This is a genomic window from Paenibacillus sp. PAMC 26794 (genome assembly GCF_000316035.1).
Taxonomy (GTDB): domain Bacteria; phylum Bacillota; class Bacilli; order Paenibacillales; family Paenibacillaceae; genus Paenibacillus.
In genome coordinates this window covers 140,652-164,187 of sequence record NZ_ANHX01000011.1, presented here as the reverse complement: position 1 = coordinate 164,187, position 23,536 = coordinate 140,652, and the positions used below count along the sequence as shown (strand labels likewise).

The 23,536-nt window shown below is 45.5% G+C and carries 24 protein-coding genes, 1 pseudogene and 1 other annotated feature; of the genes and pseudogenes, 9 read left to right on the top strand and 16 right to left on the bottom strand.

Going from position 1 to position 23,536, the window contains the following annotated elements:
• Positions 1-147: 147 nt before the first annotated feature.
• The 7 genes from D829_RS0105820 to D829_RS0105790 form a co-directional block, all read right to left on the bottom strand.
• A complete protein-coding gene (locus tag D829_RS0105820; protein WP_017687913.1) occupies positions 148-1,398 on the bottom strand; it encodes a hypothetical protein in 1,251 nt (416 codons plus the stop codon).
• A 201-nt stretch (positions 1,399-1,599) separates the two neighbouring features.
• Positions 1,600-2,160 carry an outer spore coat protein CotE gene (locus D829_RS0105815; protein WP_017687912.1) on the bottom strand — a complete coding sequence of 187 codons (561 nt, stop codon included), beginning with the start codon at positions 2,158-2,160 and terminating at the stop codon, positions 1,600-1,602.
• Between the two features lie 75 nt (positions 2,161-2,235).
• Positions 2,236-3,213, bottom strand: coding sequence for an aromatic acid exporter family protein (locus tag D829_RS0105810; protein WP_017687911.1), 978 nt, complete (start codon positions 3,211-3,213; stop codon positions 2,236-2,238).
• Positions 3,214-3,561: 348 nt separating this feature from the next.
• Positions 3,562-4,386, bottom strand: a complete 825-nt coding sequence (locus D829_RS0105805) for an ABC transporter permease (protein WP_026081020.1) — start codon at positions 4,384-4,386, stop codon at positions 3,562-3,564.
• A gap of 5 nt (positions 4,387-4,391) precedes the next feature.
• Positions 4,392-5,186: an ABC transporter ATP-binding protein gene (locus D829_RS0105800; protein WP_017687909.1), complete on the bottom strand. Its 795-nt coding sequence runs from the start codon at positions 5,184-5,186 to the stop codon at positions 4,392-4,394.
• Between the two features lie 29 nt (positions 5,187-5,215).
• Positions 5,216-6,220 (bottom strand): ABC transporter substrate-binding protein, encoded by a 1,005-nt coding sequence (locus tag D829_RS0105795; RefSeq protein ID WP_017687908.1) that lies wholly within the window; start codon positions 6,218-6,220, stop codon positions 5,216-5,218.
• Positions 6,221-6,379: 159 nt separating this feature from the next.
• On the bottom strand, positions 6,380-7,894 hold the full coding sequence (locus tag D829_RS0105790) for a carboxypeptidase M32 (protein ID WP_017687907.1): 1,515 nt from the start codon (positions 7,892-7,894) through the stop codon (positions 6,380-6,382).
• Positions 7,895-8,244: 350 nt separating this feature from the next.
• Here D829_RS0105790 and D829_RS0105785 point away from each other — a divergent pair, with 350 nt between their 5' ends.
• The 4 genes from D829_RS0105785 (at position 8,245) to D829_RS0105770 (ending at position 10,457) form a co-directional block, all read left to right on the top strand.
• Positions 8,245-8,811, top strand: a complete 567-nt coding sequence (locus tag D829_RS0105785; protein WP_017687906.1) for a carbonic anhydrase — start codon at positions 8,245-8,247, stop codon at positions 8,809-8,811.
• Between the two features lie 192 nt (positions 8,812-9,003).
• Positions 9,004-9,570 carry a PadR family transcriptional regulator gene (locus tag D829_RS0105780; protein ID WP_017687905.1) on the top strand — a complete coding sequence of 189 codons (567 nt, stop codon included), beginning with the start codon at positions 9,004-9,006 and terminating at the stop codon, positions 9,568-9,570.
• Between the two features lie 99 nt (positions 9,571-9,669).
• A complete protein-coding gene (locus tag D829_RS0105775) occupies positions 9,670-10,173 on the top strand; it encodes a hypothetical protein (RefSeq protein WP_026081018.1) in 504 nt (167 codons plus the stop codon).
• A gap of 5 nt (positions 10,174-10,178) precedes the next feature.
• Complete coding sequence (locus D829_RS0105770; RefSeq protein WP_017687903.1) at positions 10,179-10,457, top strand: YxcD family protein; 279 nt, start codon at positions 10,179-10,181, stop codon at positions 10,455-10,457.
• 156 nt (positions 10,458-10,613) lie between these two features.
• Here the strand turns inward: D829_RS0105770 and tyrS are convergent, their stop codons facing one another.
• From tyrS to D829_RS0105730, 8 genes are all read right to left on the bottom strand, one after another.
• On the bottom strand, positions 10,614-11,876 hold the full coding sequence (gene tyrS / locus D829_RS0105765; RefSeq protein WP_017687902.1) for a tyrosine--tRNA ligase: 1,263 nt from the start codon (positions 11,874-11,876) through the stop codon (positions 10,614-10,616).
• Between the two features lie 117 nt (positions 11,877-11,993).
• Positions 11,994-12,221 (bottom strand) — a binding site (T-box leader).
• Positions 12,222-12,319: 98 nt separating this feature from the next.
• Entirely contained in the window at positions 12,320-12,769 is a 450-nt protein-coding gene (locus D829_RS0105760; RefSeq protein ID WP_017687901.1) for a DUF4375 domain-containing protein, read from the bottom strand.
• Positions 12,770-12,787: 18 nt separating this feature from the next.
• A complete protein-coding gene (locus D829_RS32330) occupies positions 12,788-13,063 on the bottom strand; it encodes an Imm63 family immunity protein (RefSeq protein WP_017687900.1) in 276 nt (91 codons plus the stop codon).
• A gap of 92 nt (positions 13,064-13,155) precedes the next feature.
• Positions 13,156-14,625, bottom strand: coding sequence for a protein adenylyltransferase SelO (locus tag D829_RS0105750; protein WP_017687899.1), 1,470 nt, complete (start codon positions 14,623-14,625; stop codon positions 13,156-13,158).
• A gap of 149 nt (positions 14,626-14,774) precedes the next feature.
• Positions 14,775-16,256: a nucleobase:cation symporter-2 family protein gene (locus D829_RS0105745; RefSeq protein ID WP_017687898.1), complete on the bottom strand. Its 1,482-nt coding sequence runs from the start codon at positions 16,254-16,256 to the stop codon at positions 14,775-14,777.
• A 324-nt stretch (positions 16,257-16,580) separates the two neighbouring features.
• Positions 16,581-17,360 (bottom strand): NRDE family protein, encoded by a 780-nt coding sequence (locus tag D829_RS30475; protein WP_017687897.1) that lies wholly within the window; start codon positions 17,358-17,360, stop codon positions 16,581-16,583.
• 45 nt (positions 17,361-17,405) lie between these two features.
• Positions 17,406-17,705, bottom strand: a complete 300-nt coding sequence (locus tag D829_RS0105735) for a Dabb family protein (RefSeq protein WP_017687896.1) — start codon at positions 17,703-17,705, stop codon at positions 17,406-17,408.
• Positions 17,706-17,759: 54 nt separating this feature from the next.
• Entirely contained in the window at positions 17,760-18,125 is a 366-nt protein-coding gene (locus D829_RS0105730; RefSeq protein ID WP_017687895.1) for a hypothetical protein, read from the bottom strand.
• 58 nt (positions 18,126-18,183) lie between these two features.
• On the opposite strand from D829_RS0105730, the pseudogene D829_RS33340 reads away from it, so the two are divergent.
• From D829_RS33340 to D829_RS0105715, 3 genes and pseudogenes are all read left to right on the top strand, one after another.
• Positions 18,184-18,333, top strand: a pseudogene (locus tag D829_RS33340) (12-oxophytodienoate reductase); the annotation flags it as partial.
• Positions 18,334-18,559: 226 nt separating this feature from the next.
• On the top strand, positions 18,560-19,411 hold the full coding sequence (locus D829_RS0105720) for an AraC family transcriptional regulator (protein WP_017687893.1): 852 nt from the start codon (positions 18,560-18,562) through the stop codon (positions 19,409-19,411).
• On the top strand, positions 19,408-20,346 hold the full coding sequence (locus tag D829_RS0105715) for a DMT family transporter (protein ID WP_017687892.1): 939 nt from the start codon (positions 19,408-19,410) through the stop codon (positions 20,344-20,346). The genes D829_RS0105720 and D829_RS0105715 overlap by 4 nt, the downstream gene beginning before the upstream one ends.
• 73 nt (positions 20,347-20,419) lie before the next feature.
• On the opposite strand, the gene D829_RS0105710 is transcribed toward D829_RS0105715, so the two are convergent.
• Positions 20,420-21,121, bottom strand: coding sequence for a pseudouridine synthase (locus D829_RS0105710; RefSeq protein WP_017687891.1), 702 nt, complete (start codon positions 21,119-21,121; stop codon positions 20,420-20,422).
• A 204-nt stretch (positions 21,122-21,325) separates the two neighbouring features.
• Here D829_RS0105710 and D829_RS0105705 point away from each other — a divergent pair, with 204 nt between their 5' ends.
• Positions 21,326-21,958 (top strand): hypothetical protein, encoded by a 633-nt coding sequence (locus D829_RS0105705; RefSeq protein WP_017687890.1) that lies wholly within the window; start codon positions 21,326-21,328, stop codon positions 21,956-21,958.
• 340 nt (positions 21,959-22,298) lie between these two features.
• Positions 22,299-23,507, top strand: coding sequence for an MFS transporter (locus tag D829_RS0105700; protein ID WP_017687889.1), 1,209 nt, complete (start codon positions 22,299-22,301; stop codon positions 23,505-23,507).
• The last annotated feature ends 29 nt before the right edge of the window (positions 23,508-23,536 follow it).

Below are 23,536 nucleotides of genomic sequence, written 5' to 3'. Positions count from 1 at the left end.
TAAGACGGTCAGGCACTGTGTTTGCGCCTCCGCCTTATGTGTTGGCTAATCGCCACTTCCTTCAAGGGTTGCTGCTCCATATCTTCCGTAGTAGCTTATTACTCATAAAAGACTTGTTTCTTATTATATCAAAAAAACGTCCGTACTTCATGAACCTGCCCGAATATTCCAGAGTTTGCGAATATCGCGGCTCTCATCCCAAGTTCTTCCCAGTTTTAATTGAAGGATTAACGGAGACGCATACCGTTCATAACGTGCATATCCATCCAACCTCTTCAGATCATCTACCAGAGTTGGAATGTGTTCCTTGATCACTTCGCGTTTTCCTTCATAAAAAGCAGTATGAACCTCAGCTTTCGCCAACGGACGCTGCCGTAATTGAGTATACCCACTCGCGATCAGACCTGCCAAGGCCACAACACCTTTCGCAACAAGAGGCGACACAAGAAAGCTGGGTAACGTACGATACTCAAACCCACCATAGGATTTCAGACGAAAATCACCAAGTGCTCCATAACGGGGCCGTCTTCCCGATCCACGGGGGTCTTGTAGAAATGCCAGTGGCAATGCCAGATAATTGTCCAGTGCACGAAGCAGTTCCCCGGTAAGATTCACCCCGCTAAAATGAATATGACCACCCAAAGGTAACCCCCGTTGTGGCATCCCTCCTGCCTGCCAGATGAGCGAGTGATCACTGATGCTACGGGAAGCGGCTGCGAATGCCCTCATCAGATGAGCCAGCAGTTCTCGTGGTTCGGAGCTGGGAGCAGGTCTCAGTTCGGCAACCGGATATATGCGCCGTCCACCAATCGTCACGGAATCACAGCCTGCCATTCCTGTACGTTCAAGAAATTTGGAGGCGGGTACGATTTTGGATTCCGGCATCTGCACCAGAAGAAACTCCGGGTCCATGCCGAGTATCGGAGTGGGTCTGTGACTCGCCTCATCATCCAACAGTTCCTGATGCTGCTTCCAGCTTTCCCTATAGGTAGCAGCAAGGTTGGTCACCCCTTTCCAGGGACACGGATCGATCGAAATGACTGCACAACCGCCGTTCCCTGAGGATTCCATTCGAACAGCTCCATGATCCAGCCCTAGCGTATACAGCGTTTTGATCGCAAGTCGTTCTATGCGCTTGAATAAGGTCGAACTCGCTTCACGCTCCAACAGAGTCTCCTGTGCCCCTCCCATGCCACTAGTATCCTTGCGCTTGATCCGGATCGCCTGCAGACAACTTATCTCTACATCATAGCGTACACGCAAGCCTGGTTCACGTTTGCGCCGATCTTGCAATGATAATACTTCAATGCCTGCCTGTTTCAACCGTTCTGCACGTTCTCCAGAAGTCATCCTTTCATATCGGCGCAGCGCTTCCTCCGCTTGTTCCATCACATTCATTACGTCCCCCCTCCCGGATCATGCAACTAAAATAAAAATAACCCCGCAATGCGGAGCCTTCCCGTGAAAGGTATTCCAGGCACATTGCGAGGCTCGTTACCACCCATTTTTCAATATTTAAGAAGAAAGAGGGCTTACGCCCTCTTCACCGCGCCTTCTGGCGCATATGATACCTTAGGTTATCAAATACAGGCGTCAAACTCACAGCTCATCGTCGAGCAGATCGGGATCGAGATCGTCATAATCTCCATCGGCACTACCAAAGTCATAGTCCTTGTCTTCGTAATCACCGCAACCATCTGTGCAGACCTTCACACAAACTTTAGTCTCGGCAACGAGTTCCACAGCGAATTCCCGTTCTACCCGGATAATTACACTGCTTCCACCTGCTGATACTGTGGCTTCCACACAGCTAGGTTCCTGCGTTGCATCCGCAGATACCTCCACTGTGGAAGTCCGGTGTTTCGGGTCCAGATAGGACAAAGGCACATGTTCTACATACGAGACCGTTTCTTTGGCTACATCCGTCTGCGAATTCTTGTCGTAGGAATACCAAATGTTGATATCGTAAGTACCAATAACTTCAATTCCGTCACCCGCTGATACGGCTTCATATTGGTGGTTGATAATCCAAGCCCCCAAAATACTTGTCGGACCATTTGGCGGAGTCACGGTATGTGTTACGGTAGAGAACTTACGACCTTTGCCGCAGATCGCCTTCGTGATAATCTCTCTACATTGATGTTTATGACTCAATGACATCTTTAAACCTCCTCCATACAATCATTCACTACAAGTGTATGCAGGGCATTCGTCTAGGGTGACAACTATTTTCTATTATTCGTTTGTAGATTGGAACCGGTCCGAGATTGGGGACGGCGCTTTGTCCTTCTTCGCAACTTTCAGATACAGCGCGAGTTCCCGGCACAGCTGGAGAATTGCAGAACGAATCTCGAATTCTTCCCTTGTATCCGGCAGCTCCATACGTTTGAATTCTTCCTGCACATCTGCAAGAAGTTTTTCAGTTCGTCCGGTGTAGGATTCAGTAAGTACATCCTGACTAAGTTGATCGAACAGCTCCGAGACCATTTCTGCATGTGGCATCTTCTGATAGATCTGGGACACCAGATGCATCATGTGCTGGATGGAGTCCAGTTGCGTTTTGCGCATATAGAAGTAGACACTCCATTCCTCATTCGGATGAATCACCTGATTCTCCAGAGAACGCTTAGCAGCATCAATACCGCCAAGTATCGCTTTATCTGCTTCAATCAGCTCTCTCCCCGCCCATGCTTCATTGGGATTACGCAGCGTGGCCGCAAATTCCTTGAAAATCTTCGAGAAGAGTTCATCGATTCGTTTGCGAATGCGCAGCATCTGTGGATCTGCTGCCGGCATATAGGCCAAGTTAACCGCCATTGCGGAACCAAGACCAATTAACAGCAAAGCAATTTGTACGAGGACGACATGCACGTCCATCTCCCCGCCGCCGAACACCCGAAACACCACAACAGAACCTGTAACAATACCTTCTTTGAAGCCTACCCGGACAATAGCCGGGAATGCGATCAATATGTATACGGCCAGCACCCAATAATGGAAGCCTAGAAAGTGAAAAAGTACACTTGCAAATAAAAGTCCAACGACGGAAGCAAAGAACCGCGCCGATATGGTGCGAATACTTCGTTTTCTCGTTACATCCACGCCAAGAATGGCAAGCAATCCCGCTGATGTTGGTCCTGGCAAGCGACACCAGTCTGCAATCAATACAGCCATTAATGCGGCGATTGCAGTTTTAATTACCCTAAAACCCATTTAACATTCCATCTCCTCTAAGCTGCAAAAAAAATTCTAGCCAGCTCGTCGCCTCATTCATTTATCATGACTAGTATGTCTCATCCAAATGTAAACTAGACGACATCAACCGACATGCGCATGCATGCCGGTCACAGCAACACGCCCCGAATGAGGGACGCTGGCAAGTTAGATCGTTGCGACAGAACCTCAAGGCCCTCTTCTCCAATCATCGCATTCATTCCGGATCTGCGCGGAATAATCATACTAAATATGGTACTTGATTTTACGGTATCGGGCAACGTGACACCCCTTGTGAAATTGTATACATATCATACCCGGTCACATTACGAGTAAAACACTTCCGAATCACCTGCGGCCAGCCAGCATTTTGCGTTCTGCATAGACAACAAGTTGGTACATGGCTGTTGCAACTGCAGCAATAATTAACAGACTCGATAATACAAGTGTGAAGTTAAATACTTGGAATCCGTAGATAATCAGATAACCGAGCCCTTGTTTGGCGACCAGAAACTCACCCACAATTACACCCACCCAAGCCATGCCCACGTTCACTTTCAAGGTGGAAACAATCGCCGGAAAAGAAGCAGGTAATACAACTTTCGTAAAAATCTCGGAACGGACTCCACCAAACGTACGAATGACTTTAATATAATTGGGATCCACTTCATTGAAGCTGTTATACACGACCAATGTTGTGATAATAACCGTGATGGACAATGTGGTCATAACAATGGCTGTAAAACCCGCGCCGAACATAACAATAAAGATCGGGCCAAGTGCTACCTTTGGCATACTGTTGAACACAACCATATAGGGGTCCAACACTTTGGACAAAAAAGGAGACCACCAAATTAAAACCGCAAGCAAGGTTCCAACGAGTGTTCCCAGTGAAAAACCAACTGCCGTTTCCCCTACAGTTACCCCAACATGTGCCCATAATTCGCCACTAGCGATGTCCTTGCCAATCTGAGCAAAAATCTTACTCGGATAACTGAATAACAATACATCAATCCAGCGAAGTCTGCCTGCCACTTCCCATAGCAAAAACATACATACGAGCATAGATAACTGTACGGCAAGCACTTGATGTCGCCATCTGGCAACCTGCTGAATATGATTCCGATGCAGCTGCCCCATCCATTCGTCACGCTTTTCCTGCTTCGGAGTCATTGGATTCACGCGTCTTTCTCACCTCCCCCGGACTGATCCAGTTCACTCCATAACGCCTGAAACAACGCATTGAATCCTTCTTGCTCTCTGGCACGGAACGGCTGAGCCTTCCGAATTCCATCGGGGATGATAAACTCACGACGGATGCGGCCTGGATTGCGATCAAGCACAATGACGCGGTCACTGACGGCAATGGCTTCAGACAAATCATGGGTAACGAGAACGGACGTTTTGCCAAACTGTTTTAACGTGTCCGAGACCAAATCCTCCAGTTGCAGCTTGGTTTGATAATCGAGTGCTGAGAATGGTTCATCCAACAATAAAATTCCCGGATCGGTTGCCAACGTGCGCACCAGCGCTACTCGCTGTCTCATGCCCCCTGAAAGCTCTGAAGGGTACTGATTCTCCGTTCCGGCCAACCCCATACTTATCAGCAGTTCCCGTACACGCTCACGGCCTCGTTCATCCAATCTGCCTGTCAACTCAAGTCCGATCAAAGCATTATCCAGAATCGTCCGCCATGGAAACAGATAGTCCTGTTGCAGCATATAACCAATCTGCGCTGAAGGGCCGCCTACGAGCTTGCCTTTAACCTTAACCTCTCCTTGAGTGGGTGTGAGCAGCCCGGCGATGATCGACAACAATGTCGTTTTACCACATCCGCTCGGTCCAACCAGACTGACGAACTCTCCTTTTTGGATCTCAAGACTCAAGTCTTCAATCACCAATGAAGCTTCCCGCACGCTGACGTATACTTGAGAGATCCCCTCCAGTCGGATCACACTTTCGGATTCAGGCATTCGGCTCACTTCCTTTCCTGAATACCCCATTACTTCGATTTCGTAGCTTCTTCCGCATAGGCATTATCCACAATTGCATTCAAATTCACGCGTTCTTTCAACTCTCCGGCGGCACTCATGACATCCAGCAGATTGTTCCACTCTTCTTCATCAATGATTGGGTCCGTTGCATAGGTGCCCTGTTCCTTATAACGGTTCACACTGCTAACCAGAATGGCTGGATCGATATCTTTGAAAAAAGGAGTTATGACTTCTGCAATCTCTTCAGCCGTATGGGAATCTACCCATGCTTGCGCTTTGTGCAGACCGTTCGTAAACTTCTGCACGATATCCTTATTGTCATTAAGATAGCTCTGCTTCGTCATAAAGACGGTGTAAGGCAGATGACCGCCTTCTGCTCCAAACGATGCAACAACCTTACCCCGACCTTCTTGTTCAAAGATGGATGCCTGGGGTTCAAACAGTTGAACATAATCTCCCGTGCCTGAGGCGAAAGCAGACGCAATGTTGGCAAAGTCCACATTCTGTATCAGCTCCAGATCACTTTGCGGATCGATGCCATGTTTGTTGAGCGCGAACTCTCCTGCCATTTGTGGCATGCCGCCTTTGCGCTGACCGAGAAATGTGGAATCCCTCAGTTGCTCCCAATCGAAGCTACCTTCCGGGTTACGAGCGAACAGAAAAGTACCATCTGTCTGGGTGAGTTGGGCAAAGTTAATGACCGGATCTTCCGCTCCCTGCTGATAGACGTATATGGACGTCTCCGCTCCTACCAGTGCGATATCCACCGAACCTGCGAGCAATGCCGCCATCGTTTTGTCACCACCAGCAGTCGTTTGAATATCCACCTCCAGTCCCTGCTCTTCAAAAAAACCTTGAGCCACAGCCACATACTCCGGTGCGTAAAATACCGAACGAGTCACTTCGCCAATCGTAATCTTGGCTTCATTCTCTTCCTTATTACAGCTGGTGAGCGCCACAATGATAATCAGCAGAATAACGATGCCCCGGACGAACCATGGCGTGTATTTCATGTTGTTTCCCTCCTTCACTGGTTTCAGCAGTTTCTCTCTATTATGGATATGCCGATGCCCAACAAAAGGTTAAGAACTTGAATGCAAAAAAGAGCCGGGCAATGATGCCCGACTCTTCAGCTCTTCGAAATGTTATTCAATATGTTATTTATGGGATACCTACAGCTTGTAAATCTCGGCGTATTTGGCTTCCAGATAATCGGCCAGATAATCCGGGTTCAATTCTTCACCCGTTACGGCAACAATCAATTCCGAAGGTGTACGACTTTTGCCATATCGATAGATCTTGTCTGTAAGCCATTCCTTAATTGGAATCAGATTACCTTCGGCAATAAGGGTATCAAACTCCGGCATTTCCTTGCGCAATGTATGTAGAATTTGAGCTGCATACATATTACCCAGAGAATACGAAGCAAAGTAACCAAAGTCACCACCAGACCAGTGAACATCCTGAAGAACGCCGTCTCCATCATTCGTTGGCATAATACCGAGGTATTCCTTGTATTTTGCATTCCAGGTCTCTGGCAGGTCTTTCACTTCTAAGCCATCGTTGAATAACATTTTCTCAATCTCATATCGGATAATAATGTGCAGGTTATAGGTCAGTTCATCCGCTTCAATCCGAATGAGTGAACTCTCCACCCGGTTGATTGCACGATAGAAATCTTCCAGTTCAACCTCACTCAGTTGTGGGAAATGCTGCTGCAAATCTTTGTAATAACGTGTCCAGAATGGTAGGCTGCGACCAATCATGTTCTCCCAAAGACGAGACTGGGACTCATGAATCCCCATGGACGTTCCTTCGGCAAGCAGGGTACCCTCCAGACTGTCATCAATATTTTGCTCGTACAGGGCATGTCCGCCCTCATGCAGTGAACTGAAGACTGCGCTTGCTACATCATCTTGCAGATAATGTGTTGTGATCCGCACATCACCCGGGTTAAGGCCCGTTGCAAAAGGATGAACACTCTCGTCCAATCGTCCAGCTTCAAAGTCATAACCCATTTGTTCCAAGATGAACAGACTGAACTTTTCCTGCTGTTCGGTGTCAAATAACTGATTCAAGAACTCTGTATTTGGCTTGTTTTCCGAAGCATTGATCTTCTCTTGCAGGGGCACCAAACGTGCTTTGAGGCGGGCAAATACAGCATCCACTTTCTCCACAGTCAGATCCGGCTCGTACATATCAAGCAACGTATCATAACGCGTATCCTTCACACCCCAATAATCAATAAACTCTTGTTTGAGCTTAACGATATCTGTCAGATAAGGTGAGAATCCTGCAAAATCACTGTTATGCTTGGCATCTTCCCATGCGGTTTCGGACTTGGCCGTGAGCACGGTATATGCTTGTACTTTCTCAGGCGGTACAGATTGACTGCGATCATATTCTTTCTTGCAATCTTCAACCAGACGACGATCTATATCTTCGAGCTGTTCCAATACCGCTGGAGTAGTTAATGCATCCAGGTAAGTCTTCATGTCAGCCGAGGTTTGCAGCTTGAATGCTTCGGTGGACAACATACCCAGCGTCTCCGAACGGGTCGGAACGCCTTTTTTCGGCGCACCTGTGCGCAGATCCCAGTGAAGCAAACCAATGGCTTCATGATAGCTCTTAATTTTACGAGCCAGATTGCGGAAGGATTCCAAATGTTCCTGTGTTTGTTTATCCATTGTTATCGTTCACCTCTTCAAAAAAAATGTTATACCCTATTGATGATACTTTTTGCATTGCGTATAATCAACTTTTAACAGATGAAAATTGCATTATTCTCCTAAAGATACGTGTTCAAAAAGTCTGGTTTTCATTACCGAGAAGATAGAAATGGAGTTCAAATTCGATGCTGATGATGCCCTCAGGCATGATTCGTAATCAAAAGTGGACTTTTTGAACAACCTCTAAAAGGGTTGGATTAATGCCATCTGCTGACCGTGAAATACTATTAACGCAAAGGCGCGTAGGACAAGCTGCATCAAATGCAAGTGGCCGTGCTCGTCGTATTGGATAACAGGAGGCAATGGACATGAACAACATTCAAGAGATTTTGGCTTACAACAAAACATTTGTCGAGACCAAAGAATACGAAAAGTATACGGCAGGCAAGTATCCAACCAGAAAGATGGTCATCATCACCTGTATGGACACCCGACTGGTGGAAATGCTGCCCAAGGCCATGAACTTGAAAAATGGCGATGTAAAAATTATTAAAAACGCTGGCGCAATTATTTCTCAGCCTTTTGGATCTGTCATGCGTAGTGTACTTGTCGCCATCTATGAGCTGGAGGCTGATGAAGTCCTGGTTGTGGGGCATACGGAATGCGGTATGGCTTCCCTGCACGCCGAAACCATGATTGGACATATGGTTGAGCGTGGTGTATCTGAGGAAGTCATGACTACCCTGGAGAATTCGGGCATCCGTTTGCAAAAGTGGTTGCGTGGGTTTGACAGCGTCGAAGAAGGCGTAAAGCATACTGTGGAAGTGATCAAGAAACATCCTTTACTTCCTCCCAATGTACCCGTCCACGGCATGGTCATTGATTCTGCCACAGGTCAGCTTGATCTTGTCGCTGAGGGCTATGGACAACAGTAATCTCTCTAAATGGTTTGGAGTGCGGACCTTATGGTTCGCACTTTTTTTGTCTAAATTAAGGCAGTTGTTCTGTCAGGTTGTCAAACCATACAGTTTCAGTGTACACTTTTATGAAAGCGGTCAAAGAAAGCGAAATCGATTGTTATCTGATTGTTTTCTCTGGCCCAGCCCTAATATTAAGGAGACATGTGCATGAACATACTTTCCTACGGATTGCTCGGGCTGCTTACCCGCGAGGAGTCATCGGGCTATGATCTGATGCTGAAAATCCAGCCACATTGGCAGGCGAAACACAGCCAGATCTACCCACTCCTGTCCAAGATGGAAAACGATGAGTTATTGGCCTCCCGCTGGGTACAACAGTCTGACAAACCGGACAAGAAAATGTACGCAGTTACGGAAAAAGGCATTGAAAAACTCTTGGAATGGATGATTACTCCTGTTACCGCACCGGTTACACGCGATGAATTTAATTTGCGTATTTTGTGCGTTGGCATAGCGGAAGACGGAAGCATGAGACGCATTCTAAATGAGCGTAAAAGCTGGTTTATGGAACGCATACGTTATTTCGAGGATTTGAAGTCACGTATACCTCTGGATAATCTTCGTGTAGGCAACCGAGATTTTGGAAGCTACATCCTGGTACAAAAAGGGTTAATGCATGCGCAAACAGGCCTCGAATGGTGTAACTGGGTTACCCAATTGCTTGATGGCCAAGCTGCAATTCAAGACCCAAGTCCAAGCGTTTCAGAAATTTAATCAAAATTTGAAACGTTCCTGCAAGTTGACCGTATTACATGAGTAAAGCCCATTTTTGGGTGATTCCAACAAATTAATCGGGGGGTTACGATCTTTACAATGAAGAAAAAATTTGGAGTTAAACATCTAATGATGGTATTTATGGCCTTTACATTATTGTTCGCAACAGTGGGAGTAACGAATCCGGATTCTGCGGATGCAAGACGTGGTGGCGGATTCAAATCTGGTACGAAAAGTTATAGCAATACACCTAAGAAATCCGACTCCAACAGTAACGTGAATCAATCCAATTCCGGTAATAAATCCGGTACTGGTGCAGCTGCAACTCGTGGTGGTGGATTCTTCGGCGGTGGCGGCGGATTCATGAAAGGCATGATGCTTGGTGGTCTTGCTGGTATGATGTTCGGCGGATTGTTCGGTGGCATGGGCGCTCTGGGTAACATCCTTGGATTGCTCGTGAACGTTGCAGCAATTATGTTGATTGTTATGCTGGCTATGGCACTCTTCAGAGCCATCTCCAATCGTCGCAAACCTGCAGCAGATGGTCGTTATGACCGTCGCAATGATCGTGATGATGACCGTAACAGAAACGGACGGTACTAATCTCTATGGTTCTGAGCATGGATGAAATTGTGAATGCAATCTGTATTCATATGGCAGAACGTAAGGGTGTACGTCCAACCGATGTGAATGTAGAACTGAGCTGGGAAGAAGATACAGGTTATTCCGCTGAAGTTTGGATTCAAGGCCGTAGTCAATATCTGGTGGAGTCCAATATGATTGAAGCGATTCTTCGTTACCTGCACAGTGAATACAACATCCGGGCGTACCGTGAGAATGTACGACTTGATCTGGATGAAGAGATCACAGCGATCGTTAATCAATAAACTACGTCAAGCAATGACCTGTTATACGAAAGACCGCCTCCCCTCTGTCGCCTGACAGAGATGGAAGGCGGTCTTTTTGTTTCTGTATTTGTGGTTTTATTTGTGTGTCTATTGCAGTCTCTATACGTCTCTGTGTTACGTTCTAATACTCAGACACTACGATTGGAGTTTAACCAAGCTGTAATTCTTTTTACCTTTACGGATAATGATGAATTTACCGCCAATAGCGTGCTCTGCCGACACCGTGAATTCAAGCTCCGTGATTTTCTCGCCATTCATGGATATCGCACCTTTGGTGACATCCTCACGCGCCTGGCGCTTGGATGGCTCCAGACCCAGATCTACGAGCCAGTCGACGATATTTTTCGCTTCGCCGTCCGTCTCGAATGTTGGCATTTCCTTGAAACCCTGCTCGATTTCATCCGCCGTCAGGGAACGGATATCTCCACTAAACAGCGCTGCTGTAATCCGCTTAGCCTGTTCGAGCATTTCTTCGCCGTGAACGAATTTTGTCATTTCTTCCGCGAGTGCTTTCTGTGCTTCACGTTTGTGTGGCTCTGTCTCTACCTTTACAGCCAAAGCTTCAATTTCTTCTTTGCTCAGGAAGGTAAAGTATTTCAAGTATTTGATCACATCACGGTCATCTGTATTCGCCCAGAACTGGTAGAATTCAAATGGTGTCGTTTTGTTTGGATCAAGCCAGATTGCGCCGCCAGCTGTTTTACCGAATTTGGTTCCGTCGGATTTGAGCATGAGCGGAATGGTCAGACCGTACGCCTTCGCTTCAGATCCTTCTTTTTTACGAATCAGATCAAGACCACTCGTGATATTCCCCCATTGATCGGAACCACCGATTTGAAGCTGTACATCTTCGTTCTGGAACAGGTGCAGGTAGTCGAGTGATTGAAGGATTTGGTAGGAAAACTCGGTGAACGAGATTCCGCCTTCCAGTCTGCTCGCAACTACATCCTTAGCCAACATTGTATTGAGGTTAAAGTTTTTGCCGTAGTCACGCAAGAATTCAATGACATTGATTTTGTGCGTCCAATCGTAGTTGTTCACCATGCGAACCTGATTATCACCGTCTGTTACAAACAACTTCTTCATCTGCGCTGTCAGTGCATCGACATTCTCCTGCACTTGCTCCATCGTTTGCAAAGAACGTTCTGCCTGACGACCACTTGGATCACCAATCGTGCCTGTAGCCCCACCAATCAAAATAACCGGACGGTGTCCTGCCAGTTGAAAACGTTTCAGCATCATGAATGGAATGAGATGTCCGATATGCATGCTATCCCCCGTAGGGTCAACGCCGCAGTACAAAGAAACGGACTTCGTTTCAGTCAATTCACGTAATCCCTCTGCATCCGTCTGCTGGTTAATGGCGTCACGCCACTGTAATTCATCAATAATATTCATTTGTATAACCCCTTTTCTATCCTCAAGATTCAGTCATGATTCTACGTTGAATTACGAAATTACACGCTGGATCGGCTTTTTTGGACACAAAAAAATCGCCTCCTTGTCTTCATTAGACACAGGGACGATTATTATAACCGTGGTACCACCCAAATTGCATGGACAACACGTGACCTTAACACGTTATCCATACCACTTTTGGCAATATATCGTTTGCCCATCCGCTTGGCATTACCCAAGTACTCCAGAGTGTAATTCGCAGCCCTTGTATGTATCAGGTTCCATCAACCCCTGACTTTCTGTAACAGGGACAAAGCCGCTACTGCGCTCTATCAACGTGATTCATGTATTCAATTTATAGCAAGTATAGCCGAACGTTTCAGTCATTGCAAGACCAAGTATTAATCTTCGAACAGAACAACGGATGCATAGTTGAAACCAGATTATATGATCATCATGTTCAATTTTCCGTGATAATAACCATACGCTTTCTCCGCGATCTGATCCTCATTGTTCCAAAACTGCTGATCCAGCGCATCTAACTGCTGCTCTTGTTCCTTTGTCAGGAATTTAGGAATATCCCACAGTTCGGTAAGCCTTTCATCCTCTTTCAAGTGCTCAATACAGCCGTATGCTGACGTTATAATCTCCACGACTTGAGTCGCACCAATGATATGTAATGCCCGCAACGCGTAACGGTATACCTCTTCCCCCCAGTTACAGAAAAACTGTATAAAACCGCCATTAAAGATATCCGCCTCTAATAACCATAAAGCTGCAATGTCCTGCTCGTTCGAAGTCAACGAAGTCCAGCCCTGTTCAGATTCATTCTTTTTTTCGACAAATAACACAGCATAGTCATACCATACATCATTAATATCTTGCTCACTCACGTAACACACCTCACTTTTCTATATGCTCAGGTCCTTCATCACTTCATTTGTATAGTTCAAATGCGTTTGTTTATTATCCACGCCATGTCTTTCCAACAACCCTACATGCGTCGCGGTGAAAATAATATCTTCCAGCAGCCAATAGATGTCTCCATCCGGCTGTTTCACCCGTTTCTCCAATGAGACGAGACCACGTTCGTATATTCGAACGATATACGCATCTTCTCCAGTCTCTACATAGGGCACCCCATCCCATTTAAAAGTCTCATACAAGCGGTTAACATAGTTCTGCATCTGTTCCCTAGGGAAAGATGTACTAACATCGATGACAGAATGAAAAAATGAAAAAGCTGCCGAAGGCAGCCTCTTCATTCCATACTGTTCAATCAGGTTCCACAAAAAGTCTGATACGAAGTATTGCATTGTGCTGGTAGTTCGGCATATTCAGCCTGCTCAGGTGAGTGCTCAAATGGATCTGAAAGAACTGCCAAAAGCTTCTGCATCACGCTAAGATCTCCGTGGTTCTCCGCTCGCTCAAGAGCTTCCTCGACCCGATGATTGCGGGGGATGACCGCTGGATTGTTCGTTCTCATCAACTCCTGAGAGACTTCCTTCGCCCCTTGCTGTCTGTCCAATCTTGCTTGCCACCGCTCATGCCATTCAGCAAATTCTGTCGTGCCAAACAAAGCTTTCTCTTCCAACATATCAAAGGTCAATGCCAGGAACGTATTGGTGTAATCTGCACTATGCTTCTCCATGAGTTCAAGAAGATCCTTAATCAGGGCTTCATCTTCGGCCTCTTCATCCAACAAGCCCAGTTTGGCACGCATTCCCTTGAGCCAATGATGATGGTACAATTCAGAAAATTGTGCGATGGCATCCTGAGCGAGTTGCACGGCCTGTTCTTCATCTTCATGCAACAACGGCAGAAGTGTCTCGGCAAATCGAGCCAAATTCCACCCAGCAATATACGGTTGATTGCCATACGCATAGCGACCTTGTCTGTCAATGGAGCTGAATACGGTCGAAGGATTGTAAACATCCATAAAGGCGCACGGACCATAATCGATGGTCTCACCACTAATGGCCATGTTATCCGTGTTCATCACGCCATGAATGAAACCAACACGCTGCCACTGGGCAACGAGTGCCGCCTGCCGTTTAATCACTTCCTGAAGGAGCAGAAGATAGCGATTCTCAGCTTGAGCAACATCAGGAAAATGTCGATGCAACGTATAATCAGCCAACGCCCGAAGATCGTCGATAGACCCCCATCTGGCTGCATACTGGAAGGTTGCTACTCGGATATGACTGGAAGCCGCCCGGGTCAATACGGCACCAGGCCGCTCTGTTTCGCGGATAATGTTTTCTCCTGTTGACACCACCGCCAGACTGCGTGTCGTTGGAATCCCTAGAGCATACATCGCTTCACTAATGATATATTCACGCAACATGGGTCCAACAGCAGCTCGTCCATCCCCTCCACGAGAGTAGGGTGTTCTTCCTGAACCTTTCAGCTGGATATCCACTCGCTCGCCCTGGGGCGTAATCTGTTCTCCCAGCAGCAAAGCCCGTCCATCACCAAGCATGTTAAAATTGCCGAATTGATGTCCTGCGTAGGCTTGAGCCAAAGGCTCGGCCCCTTCCGGAATCAGGTTACCTACAAAAATTTCCGCTCCTTCATCACTGTCAAGAGACTCCACATCCAGTCCCAAGCTGGATGCAAGCAGTCTATTAAAAATGATTAGCTTTGGTGATTCAACGGGCACTGCGCCCTGACTTGTAAAAAAGGGTTGCGGTAACTTCGCATAACTATTCTCCAAATTCCAGCCTTTGTTCAACGTTTCTTGTTGCATGGTGATCACAACTCCTTTTCTGTACCCAAGGGGTATCCCCTGGTTTTATTTTAGCCTTGTGAACCATTGCTCATTTATGTAGTCGCATGGAAATTCAATTCAAGAGGTTGTTGACTTAAACGAACATATAAAATGTTCTTGATGAAACTTTAGCATATTTGCATGCCTTTTGCATTCCTCATGAATCGTAAGCACCAAAAAATCCAAGAAGTTTCTTTGCCAAGTGGAATCATTGTCTTACATTCCACTTCCCAGAAAACCATCTTGGATCTATTCCGCTTACTACCATAATACATGTCTGTTATTACAAGGATTAAGTGTGTGCTTCCTGAGCCTGTACAGGTTGTACTGGCAAGCTCTCTTTTTTTCAAAGCGAGGTTAAAGAAGACACTAAGCAGGATAGCTGACAGGCTTCCCGTGATAATACCATCGCTAACAATAATCCAAATACTTTGAGGAAGCTGGGCAAACAGGTCGGGTACAGCAGTAACACCGAGCCCAAGTGAAACGGAGCAAGCCACGATCAATAGATTGGATTGTTTGCCAAAGTCGACGTTTTGCAGCATTTTGATCCCGGATGAGACGACCATTCCAAACAGGACAACAGTCGCTCCTCCGAGGACAGCACTTGGAATAATGGTTGCAAAAGCAGCTACTTTCGGAATGAGCCCCAGAAAGACCAGAATACCTCCGGCTGCAACAACAACATTGGTCGTCTTCACTTTGGAGAGCTGAACCAAACCAACATTCTGTGCAAATGTATTGTATGGAAAAGCATTAAAGATGCCGCCAAGGACAAACGCAAGACCTTCTGCGCGATATCCCCGTGCCAGATCGTTTTCGTTGATCGGTTGATCACAGATTTTGCTCAAAGCCATAAATACACCTGTTGATTCGATGATAACCACCGTACCTACAATAATCATTGTAATAATGGGGCCGATTTCGAAGGTAGGCCATCCGAAGTAAAAGGGTTGAGGTAAATGGAACCAGGAGGCTTCCTGTACAGAGGCTAAATTCACTTTTCCCATGATGGCTGCGATGAGGGTTCCCACGATAATACCAAGGAGAACAGCCAGGGATCTAACAAACCCGCGAGCATATCGATTCAGGATTAGAATGAACAGTAATACACCAAAGGAAAGCGCCAAATTGTCCAAACTTCCGAAATTCTCGCTGTTTGCTCCACCCGCCATGTTTTTAATGCCGGTTGGAATCAGCGCAAGACCGATGATGGTTACCACTGTACCGATCACAACTGGCGGAAACAATTTGACGATTTTGCTGAAAAATACGGCAAAGATGACGATAAATAACCCCGCTGCGATGATCGACCCATATATGGCAGGAATTCCATATTGCGATCCAATCGCAATCATGGGTGTCACCGCTACAAAAGAACTTCCGAGCACCGCTGGCAAACCAATACCCAAGTACTTCCCTTTCCGAGCCTGAAGCCATGTTGCAATCCCACACGTTAACAGGTCAATGGATACAAGATATGCCAATTGCTCTGCAGTCAGATTTAGTGCTCTGCCCACAAGCAAAGGCACCAGAATTGCTCCCGCATACATCGCGAGTACGTGCTGAATCCCCAGTGAAAAAATTCTCATCTTTTTGGTTTCTTTCATCCCACGTTGCCCCCCCTGAAATTAGAATCAACCGAACCGCTGCAAAATCATGTTATGTTGATTCACATTATATAAACTATTCAGGGAAGTTCCATGATTCATAACATAGAATTGTGATAAGAGATAAAGAGCCCAACTAAAATTGGGCGTGTTATACAAAAGGTACTCTTAAACCGTTGATGTCGCGTTATATTAGTTGACACAGAAAAACAAAAGTACTCTTTACACTCAGAAGCAATGGAACATGAACTTTGGATTTAACTTCAGTGATTCATGTAAATTCATGTTAATGCATAATGTCAGAACATGAATTCTTTCATATTCTCAGCTTGTCGAGTTAAGAGGTTTGATGTTAAAATGCTGCTCCATTACCTCTCCGTTCTGGTGAACCATCTCCGTAAAAAACACTTCTTTTCTGTTCATCAGAACAACGGATGAAGCTCTGGTCCCATAGTCGAATTTCTCACTTCTAACGAAGATGGGTGATAACAAACGTTCCCACTCCAATGGAATGCCTGTATGAGGGAGAAGCTCATCCGCTGAAGGATCTGCCATTTGCAGCAAACCTAATATTTCTTCTGTAAGGGTAACTTCGCCCTCCCCTTGGACGATTTTCTCCAGCCCTTCTTTTCCACGTTTCACCTTCGGCCAATCCGTATTAATCAAGTGATTACTAATCCCGTATATTCCCGGTTTCAATTTCATCACAACATTACCCACATTAGAATAATAATAGAGGTCGTCAAGATCACCCACTAACAAATTGTATCCTGGATAATCATTTCGGCTTTGCTCCGCATGTTGTATATATTGCTCAGGTGTGCACGTTCCCTTTAAAAAGTCAGCAACCAGATCGCCTCTTGAGCCTTTGGCATGTACATCTTCATTTGGATCACGATAATTCGTGACAGCAGCCAGACGCCCCTCTGTGGTTACGCCCATCCAGGTTCCCATTTTCGACAAATCCCGGCCAGCCAATATATGAGGATGGTCTTCCCAATAATGCGCTTGAGCCGTAGGTCTGTGATAGAATTCATCCCTATTTGATCCCAATATAAGCGGATATTTTGGATGCATGTTGTAAGCAAATAAAATCAAACACATGGGAATCTTCAACTCCTATATTCGTAAACCTCTGATTTCGCGCCTTTAAGTAGCATAATCAACTACAATTACATCTTCCACCCAACCATCCAGGGAAGCTACAAATGCCTGATGAGCAGGATGTGGACCATAGGCGCGTAATGCCTCCTGATCTTCAAACGTCACTCTCAATCCAATCGTATAACCTTGAATACGGTCCGTTTCTTCCGTTGCATTGATCCCTGCGGTCAGCCCGACAATCCCCGGTATTTGTTCCTGTAACGCGAGTAATTGATCCACCCATTCCTGCTGTTGGGCTAGTGTGGTTTTATCGTTAAATTTAAAAACAACCAAATGTTCAAACATCTTGTTATTCCTCCTATGTCCATTCGAATATTAATGCAATTTCGTTAAATAAAGTTAATTCAACAATTCCAATCCACCCATCATATAGGGGACCACTCTGTTGGCTAATTCAGCCGGGGATTCCTGCCCGCCTTCAATATTCCATTGATACGTCATTCCATAGATCGACCAACTTAGCATGGTTGCAGTAATTTTCAGCGTTTTGGGATCTACATCCCCCGCTACTTTACTCATTAATTCATGAAGGAATTGCTCCAGTTGTGTCTTGATATTCTCTTCAATAATTGGTGCAACTGTCTCATATTTTTTGATGTATCCATTACTTGAGACGTGATAATCACATAATGAATATATAAGCTGTTGTATGGTTTCGGCTGATAACCGGGCATCCGGGTCCACCCTTTTCGTTACATATTCCATAAAAGCATCCGATAACGAAGCAGGAGCAGATGAAGCAACACATCCAGGTATGAGCGAACTCATGAAGCGATATGAGCAACAGGAATTTGATCTGGTAGCTGTGGGACGTGCACTCCTTGGTGATCCGGCATGGGCTGCCAAAATACGTGAAGGACGCGTATCCGAGATTCAAGCTTTTACACCTGAAGCACTCGCTACGTTACACTAAGAACAATTACTTATTGTTCCCAGAGATTTTTTCTCCCCTATATATAGGTTTGAACTCATGAATCAACTATACTAAGCAAAGGGCTCGCTTTCCCTCCAGGATTGCGGGTATTTTGTTTTTAGAGATATCTGTCTGATCAAACACTTCGAACAATAGCAATATCGTTCAAGAAAATCCCTTCTTTGCAACCTATAATGACCTTAACATACCAGAAAGAAGGTGCATCATGACTCGGGAAGTCCGGACTGTGGTTTTTGATACCGACTTACAGCTAGAAGCTTATCAATTTGAAGGCATTATGCAGAAGTTTCCCAATCATTTTCATGACTATTATGTCATTGGATTCATTGAGCAAGGCAAACGACACCTCGTCTGCAACAACGAAGAATACATTCTGAATAGCGGAGATATGATTGTCTTTAATCCACATGATCCTCATGCCTGCGAACAAGTCGATGGCAGAACCCTTGATTATCGTTGTATCAACGTCCAGCCTGAGGTTATGCGAGAGTATGCGAGAGAGATTACTGGACAAGCTTACTTGCCACGGTTTACATCCCCCGTTCTCTACCAGAGTGAACTTGTGGGTTCCCTGCACGAGCTGCATCAGATGATTCTGGAAGAGCAATCCGATTTCTGCAAAGAAGAATTGTTACTCTTTCTGCTGGATCAATTGCTGCGAGATTATTCGGATGCTGAACCACCTGTATCCACACAGGATGTGACCTTGGAGATCAGACGCATATGTGATTACATAGAAGCTCATTACATGGAGAGCATCTCGCTGAATGAGTTAGCCGATTTGACGGAGATGAGCAAGTACCACCTGCTGCGTTTATTCACTCGCCAGAAAGGGATATCACCTTACCGTTACCTGGAAACAATTCGCATTAATCAAGCCAAACGTCTGCTGGAACAAGGTCTGCTGCCGATTGAAGTAGCTGCACAGACAGGATTCAGTGACCAGAGCCATTTTACGAATTTTTTCAAAAAACTGATTGGCCTGACACCCAAGCAATATAGACGTATCTTCAATCATGATTCGGAGTTGAAACGAACCACCACTAACATCGTATGACAAGTCATCTTGGTCATCAAAACACTAAAGCTTCTACCGGACATTTACTCGCTTTGTTTACTATACTAATCTGGGGAACTACCTTTGTCTCGACGAAGGTTCTACTGATTGACTTTACTCCAGTGGAGATTCTATTTTTTCGTTTCCTGATCGGGTATTTGGTACTGTTATTGATCTATCCACGTTCACTGCGGATCGCCTCATTCAAAGAAGAATGGTTATTTATCGGAGCAGGACTATGTGGGGTGACGTTATATTTTCTCATTGAAAATATTGCTCTGGTGTACACAACAGCTTCCAACGTGGGTGTTATTGTCTCCATTGCCCCGTTCTTCACTGCCGTGCTCGCACACTTCTTCTTAGATGGCGAGAAGTTAACTCGCCGCTTTATTATCGGATTCGGGATTGCCTTGAGCGGCATCCTACTCATCGCACTAAACGGCAGTTTCATTCTGCAACTGAATCCGATAGGTGATCTGCTTGCTTTCATAGCACCTGCGGTATGGGCGATCTACTCTGTGTTAATGCGGAAAATTGGCGAGCTTCGTTATCACACCATTGGCGCGACTCGCAAAGTATTCTTCTATGGCCTGATCTTCATGATACCAGCTCTGTTCCTGTTTGAATTCCATTGGGATCTCGGACGCTTCACGAATATGACCAATCTCTCCAATATTCTCTACCTCGGTCTAGGTGCCTCCGCGCTATGTTTCGTGACCTGGAACCGGGCTGTGAATCTTCTCGGAGCTATCCAAACGAGTGTATATATCTATCTGGTGCCTGTCATTACTGTTGTGTCATCTGCACTGATTCTTCAAGAGCAGATAACCTGGGTGATTGTGCTCGGTGCGTTCTTAACCCTATTTGGCTCTTACATTTCAGAGCGAAAAGGACATAAGCTTAACAACAAAAACACTAATCCGCATAGGGGTTAGTGTTGTTTGCTTCATTTTTCACTGATATAACTGGACATCGTGTGTCACCACCGTTGACATGCGCAGAAGTCATTCATTTTATCTCATTTAATTGAGACAGCAGAATCTCCAGTTCCTCTTGCTCCAGATGACGCCATTGCCCCCGCTCCAGTTGATCCAGCGTAATATTCATAATTCGCACGCGCTCCAGCTTCAGGACTCGGTACCCCAAGGCTTTGCACATTCTGCGGATCTGCAGGTTGAGACCCTGTGTCAGAATAATACGAAATACATTGTCACTTTGCCTATACACTTCGCAGGGCTTGGTCACCACGTCCAGAATTTCAACACCTTCAGACATGGACTTTACGAATTCGTCGGTTACGGGTTTGTCTACAGTCACTACATATTCTTTATCATGATTATGCTCTGAACGCATCATCTGGTTCACAATGCCTCCGTCATTCGTAAGCAGAATTAACCCCTCAGATGCCTTATCCAGCCTGCCTATCGCAAATATGCGAGAAGGATAATTCATATATTGAATGATGTTCCCCTCCACATGTTCTGCTGCTGTGCAGACAATACCAATGGGTTTATTCAGAGCAATGTAGACAGGTTCGCTGTCATTACGAGGAATTTCCTTGCCATCAATGAGTACCACATCATGAGGTTCAACTTCCGCCCCTTTTTCACATACCCTGCCATTGATCGTTATGCGTCCGGCCGCAATTAAACGGTTCGTTTCCCTGCGGGAGCAGAATCCCGTTTCACTTATGTATTTGTTAATTAACATGTGTCACCGCTTCTCATCTATAATATATCTGCTGATTCATTGAATTAATGATACATTCATTTACTTCATGTAAGAGTTAGTACCTTGTACTGATTCTCATTCTACATCATCTCATTTATACTGAAACGAAGCAATGAATGGTTATATAAAAACACATACAACGCTATATATGAATGCCAAAATACACTCTGAAAGGAGTCTCTCATGTACAAAGTTACTCGATTTACAGTTGACCCCAATGATCCATACCAACACTCTGGCATGTGGATTGGTGGAGAAACTGCATACGTTTCCGACTGGCCGCTCAATCCTGAGGGGCAGCCTTTGTTGCATCTGTACTCCATCGATTGCAATACACTTTTACAACAGATCCATATCCCTTCTTTGCCGTCGAATAAATATATATCGGTCTTCTCGACCTACTCCGCCTCCGAATACTTTCTGGATCAGGTAACCTATACGGGAGATGAACTGGAATGGAACGAGAATATTCTTGCCGGATGCACTTATGTCTCGGTATCTTCGCATCCCCTCACTTCCGTATGTCCCGTTCCACCCATTCCGCTAAGCGGCGTACGTTTAATTGAAGTGGAGTTAGACGATCAAGAGTTCCCTGCATTTTCATTTTTCTCTCCCACTTTACCAAACGGTGTGAAAGGAATTGACCATTTGCTAGAGGAACATCAACTGGTGTGTCAAATATATTCCGGAGATTTTCCTGAGCCTTATAGGGATATATTGGGTCTTCCCGATGCAAACGGTTATTTATTTTTGCGAAGTGGTCCCGCGTCTGCGCACGCACCATTCGATGGAATTTTCTTTGTACAGACTGCTTAAAGGCGATACGTTGAGGTCAGGTATCATCATATAAAACGGCTAATCAGAACGTTTCCCGTCTACTCAGACAGGGAACGTTTTTTATATGCACGTTTCACTATCTTCGATCAATACAGATGCCAAACACTGTTAAAAGGTCATATGGATTGGATCATATCTATCCTTTCGACACGAAATCGTTTTAGAAAAAAAATAACACGAAAAATATTTTCAACCTTCAAAACTTAACATTATTTTACAATAAAAAGCATGTACATTTGCGCATTTATGGTATAAGTTATATATGAAATAAACATTAATTACATAATATAAAATTTTTATCCAACTAGGAGGCGGGCTTTTGAAAAGAATATTCGCTCTAAGCTGCGGTTTTTATCTGTTAATCGGCATAACCAGCGTTGTGCTCGGTGCACTTCTCCCTGTTTTATTGTCACATTATGAGCGCGGTTACAGTGATGGCGGATTTTTGTTATTTCTGCAGTTTCTTGGATTTCTTGTCGGTGTAATCGTAGCTCCTGCCCTGACAGCCCGTATCGGAAGAAAAGCTATGCTGACCCTTGCTCTAATCTGTATTGTAGCCGCCTATACATTACTCGGTTTTTTGCCATCCTGGACTGTAGTTCTTCTTCTCACGATTATTGTAGGTTTCGGTTCAGGTATTATCGAACCCTCTGTAGGTGCATTCACGATCGAATTCACTGAGAATCAGAAAGCTGTAGCCATGTCCAAGCTGGATGTCTTCTTTGCTCTTGGAGCACTTCTCATCCCGGCTATCGCTGCTTTATTCATCTGGATGGATCTGTGGCATCTTACTTTTTATACGGTGGCCGTGTTGTCACTGATTCTCATGTTGCTGTGGATCACTATGCCGCGGCCAGCCGCACTGTATCTGGAACAGGCTGGCGAGAATACAGTGGCACATACAGCAGGTAAAGCCCAATATTCGAGAAAACATCTGGGTCTGCTGACGATCTTCGTCATCTTCTTTTTCATCTACATGGGATTGGAACTAGGATTGATGAACTTCCTGCCCTCCATTCTCGTAGAACGATTGCACCTTCAGGAATCTGTCGCATCGCTGAGTGTCTCCATCCTGTGGATTGCGATGATCATCGGTCGTCTTTTCTCCGGGAAAATAGCGGAAGCCGTCAACTATATGCCTTTCCTGATCTGGAGTACAGTCGGTACGTTTTTGTTCACATCCGCTATGGTATTTGTAACTGGACAGTGGGCAACGTATGTACTCATTTTCGGAACCGGTCTGTTCATGTCGGGGCTGTTCTGTATCGCACTGGTCTACGCAAATGTTCTGATTCCCGGTATGACCGAGCGGACAACCAGTATCCTGATTGCATCGGGTGGTATTGGAGGTGCCATCTTGCAGTATGTGACTGGATGGAGTATGAGCACATGGCCTGTCGTGAATACGATCTGGATCTTGGCCGGATTCTGTCTGATCCTGCTGCTCACATTGATGGTCTCTCATCTATGGACTGTAAAAAATAATGCAGTAAGTACTGCTCTCGCACAACATAGCAAGGAAATGTAAACATCGTTTCTTAAGGGAGGTGATGCCCG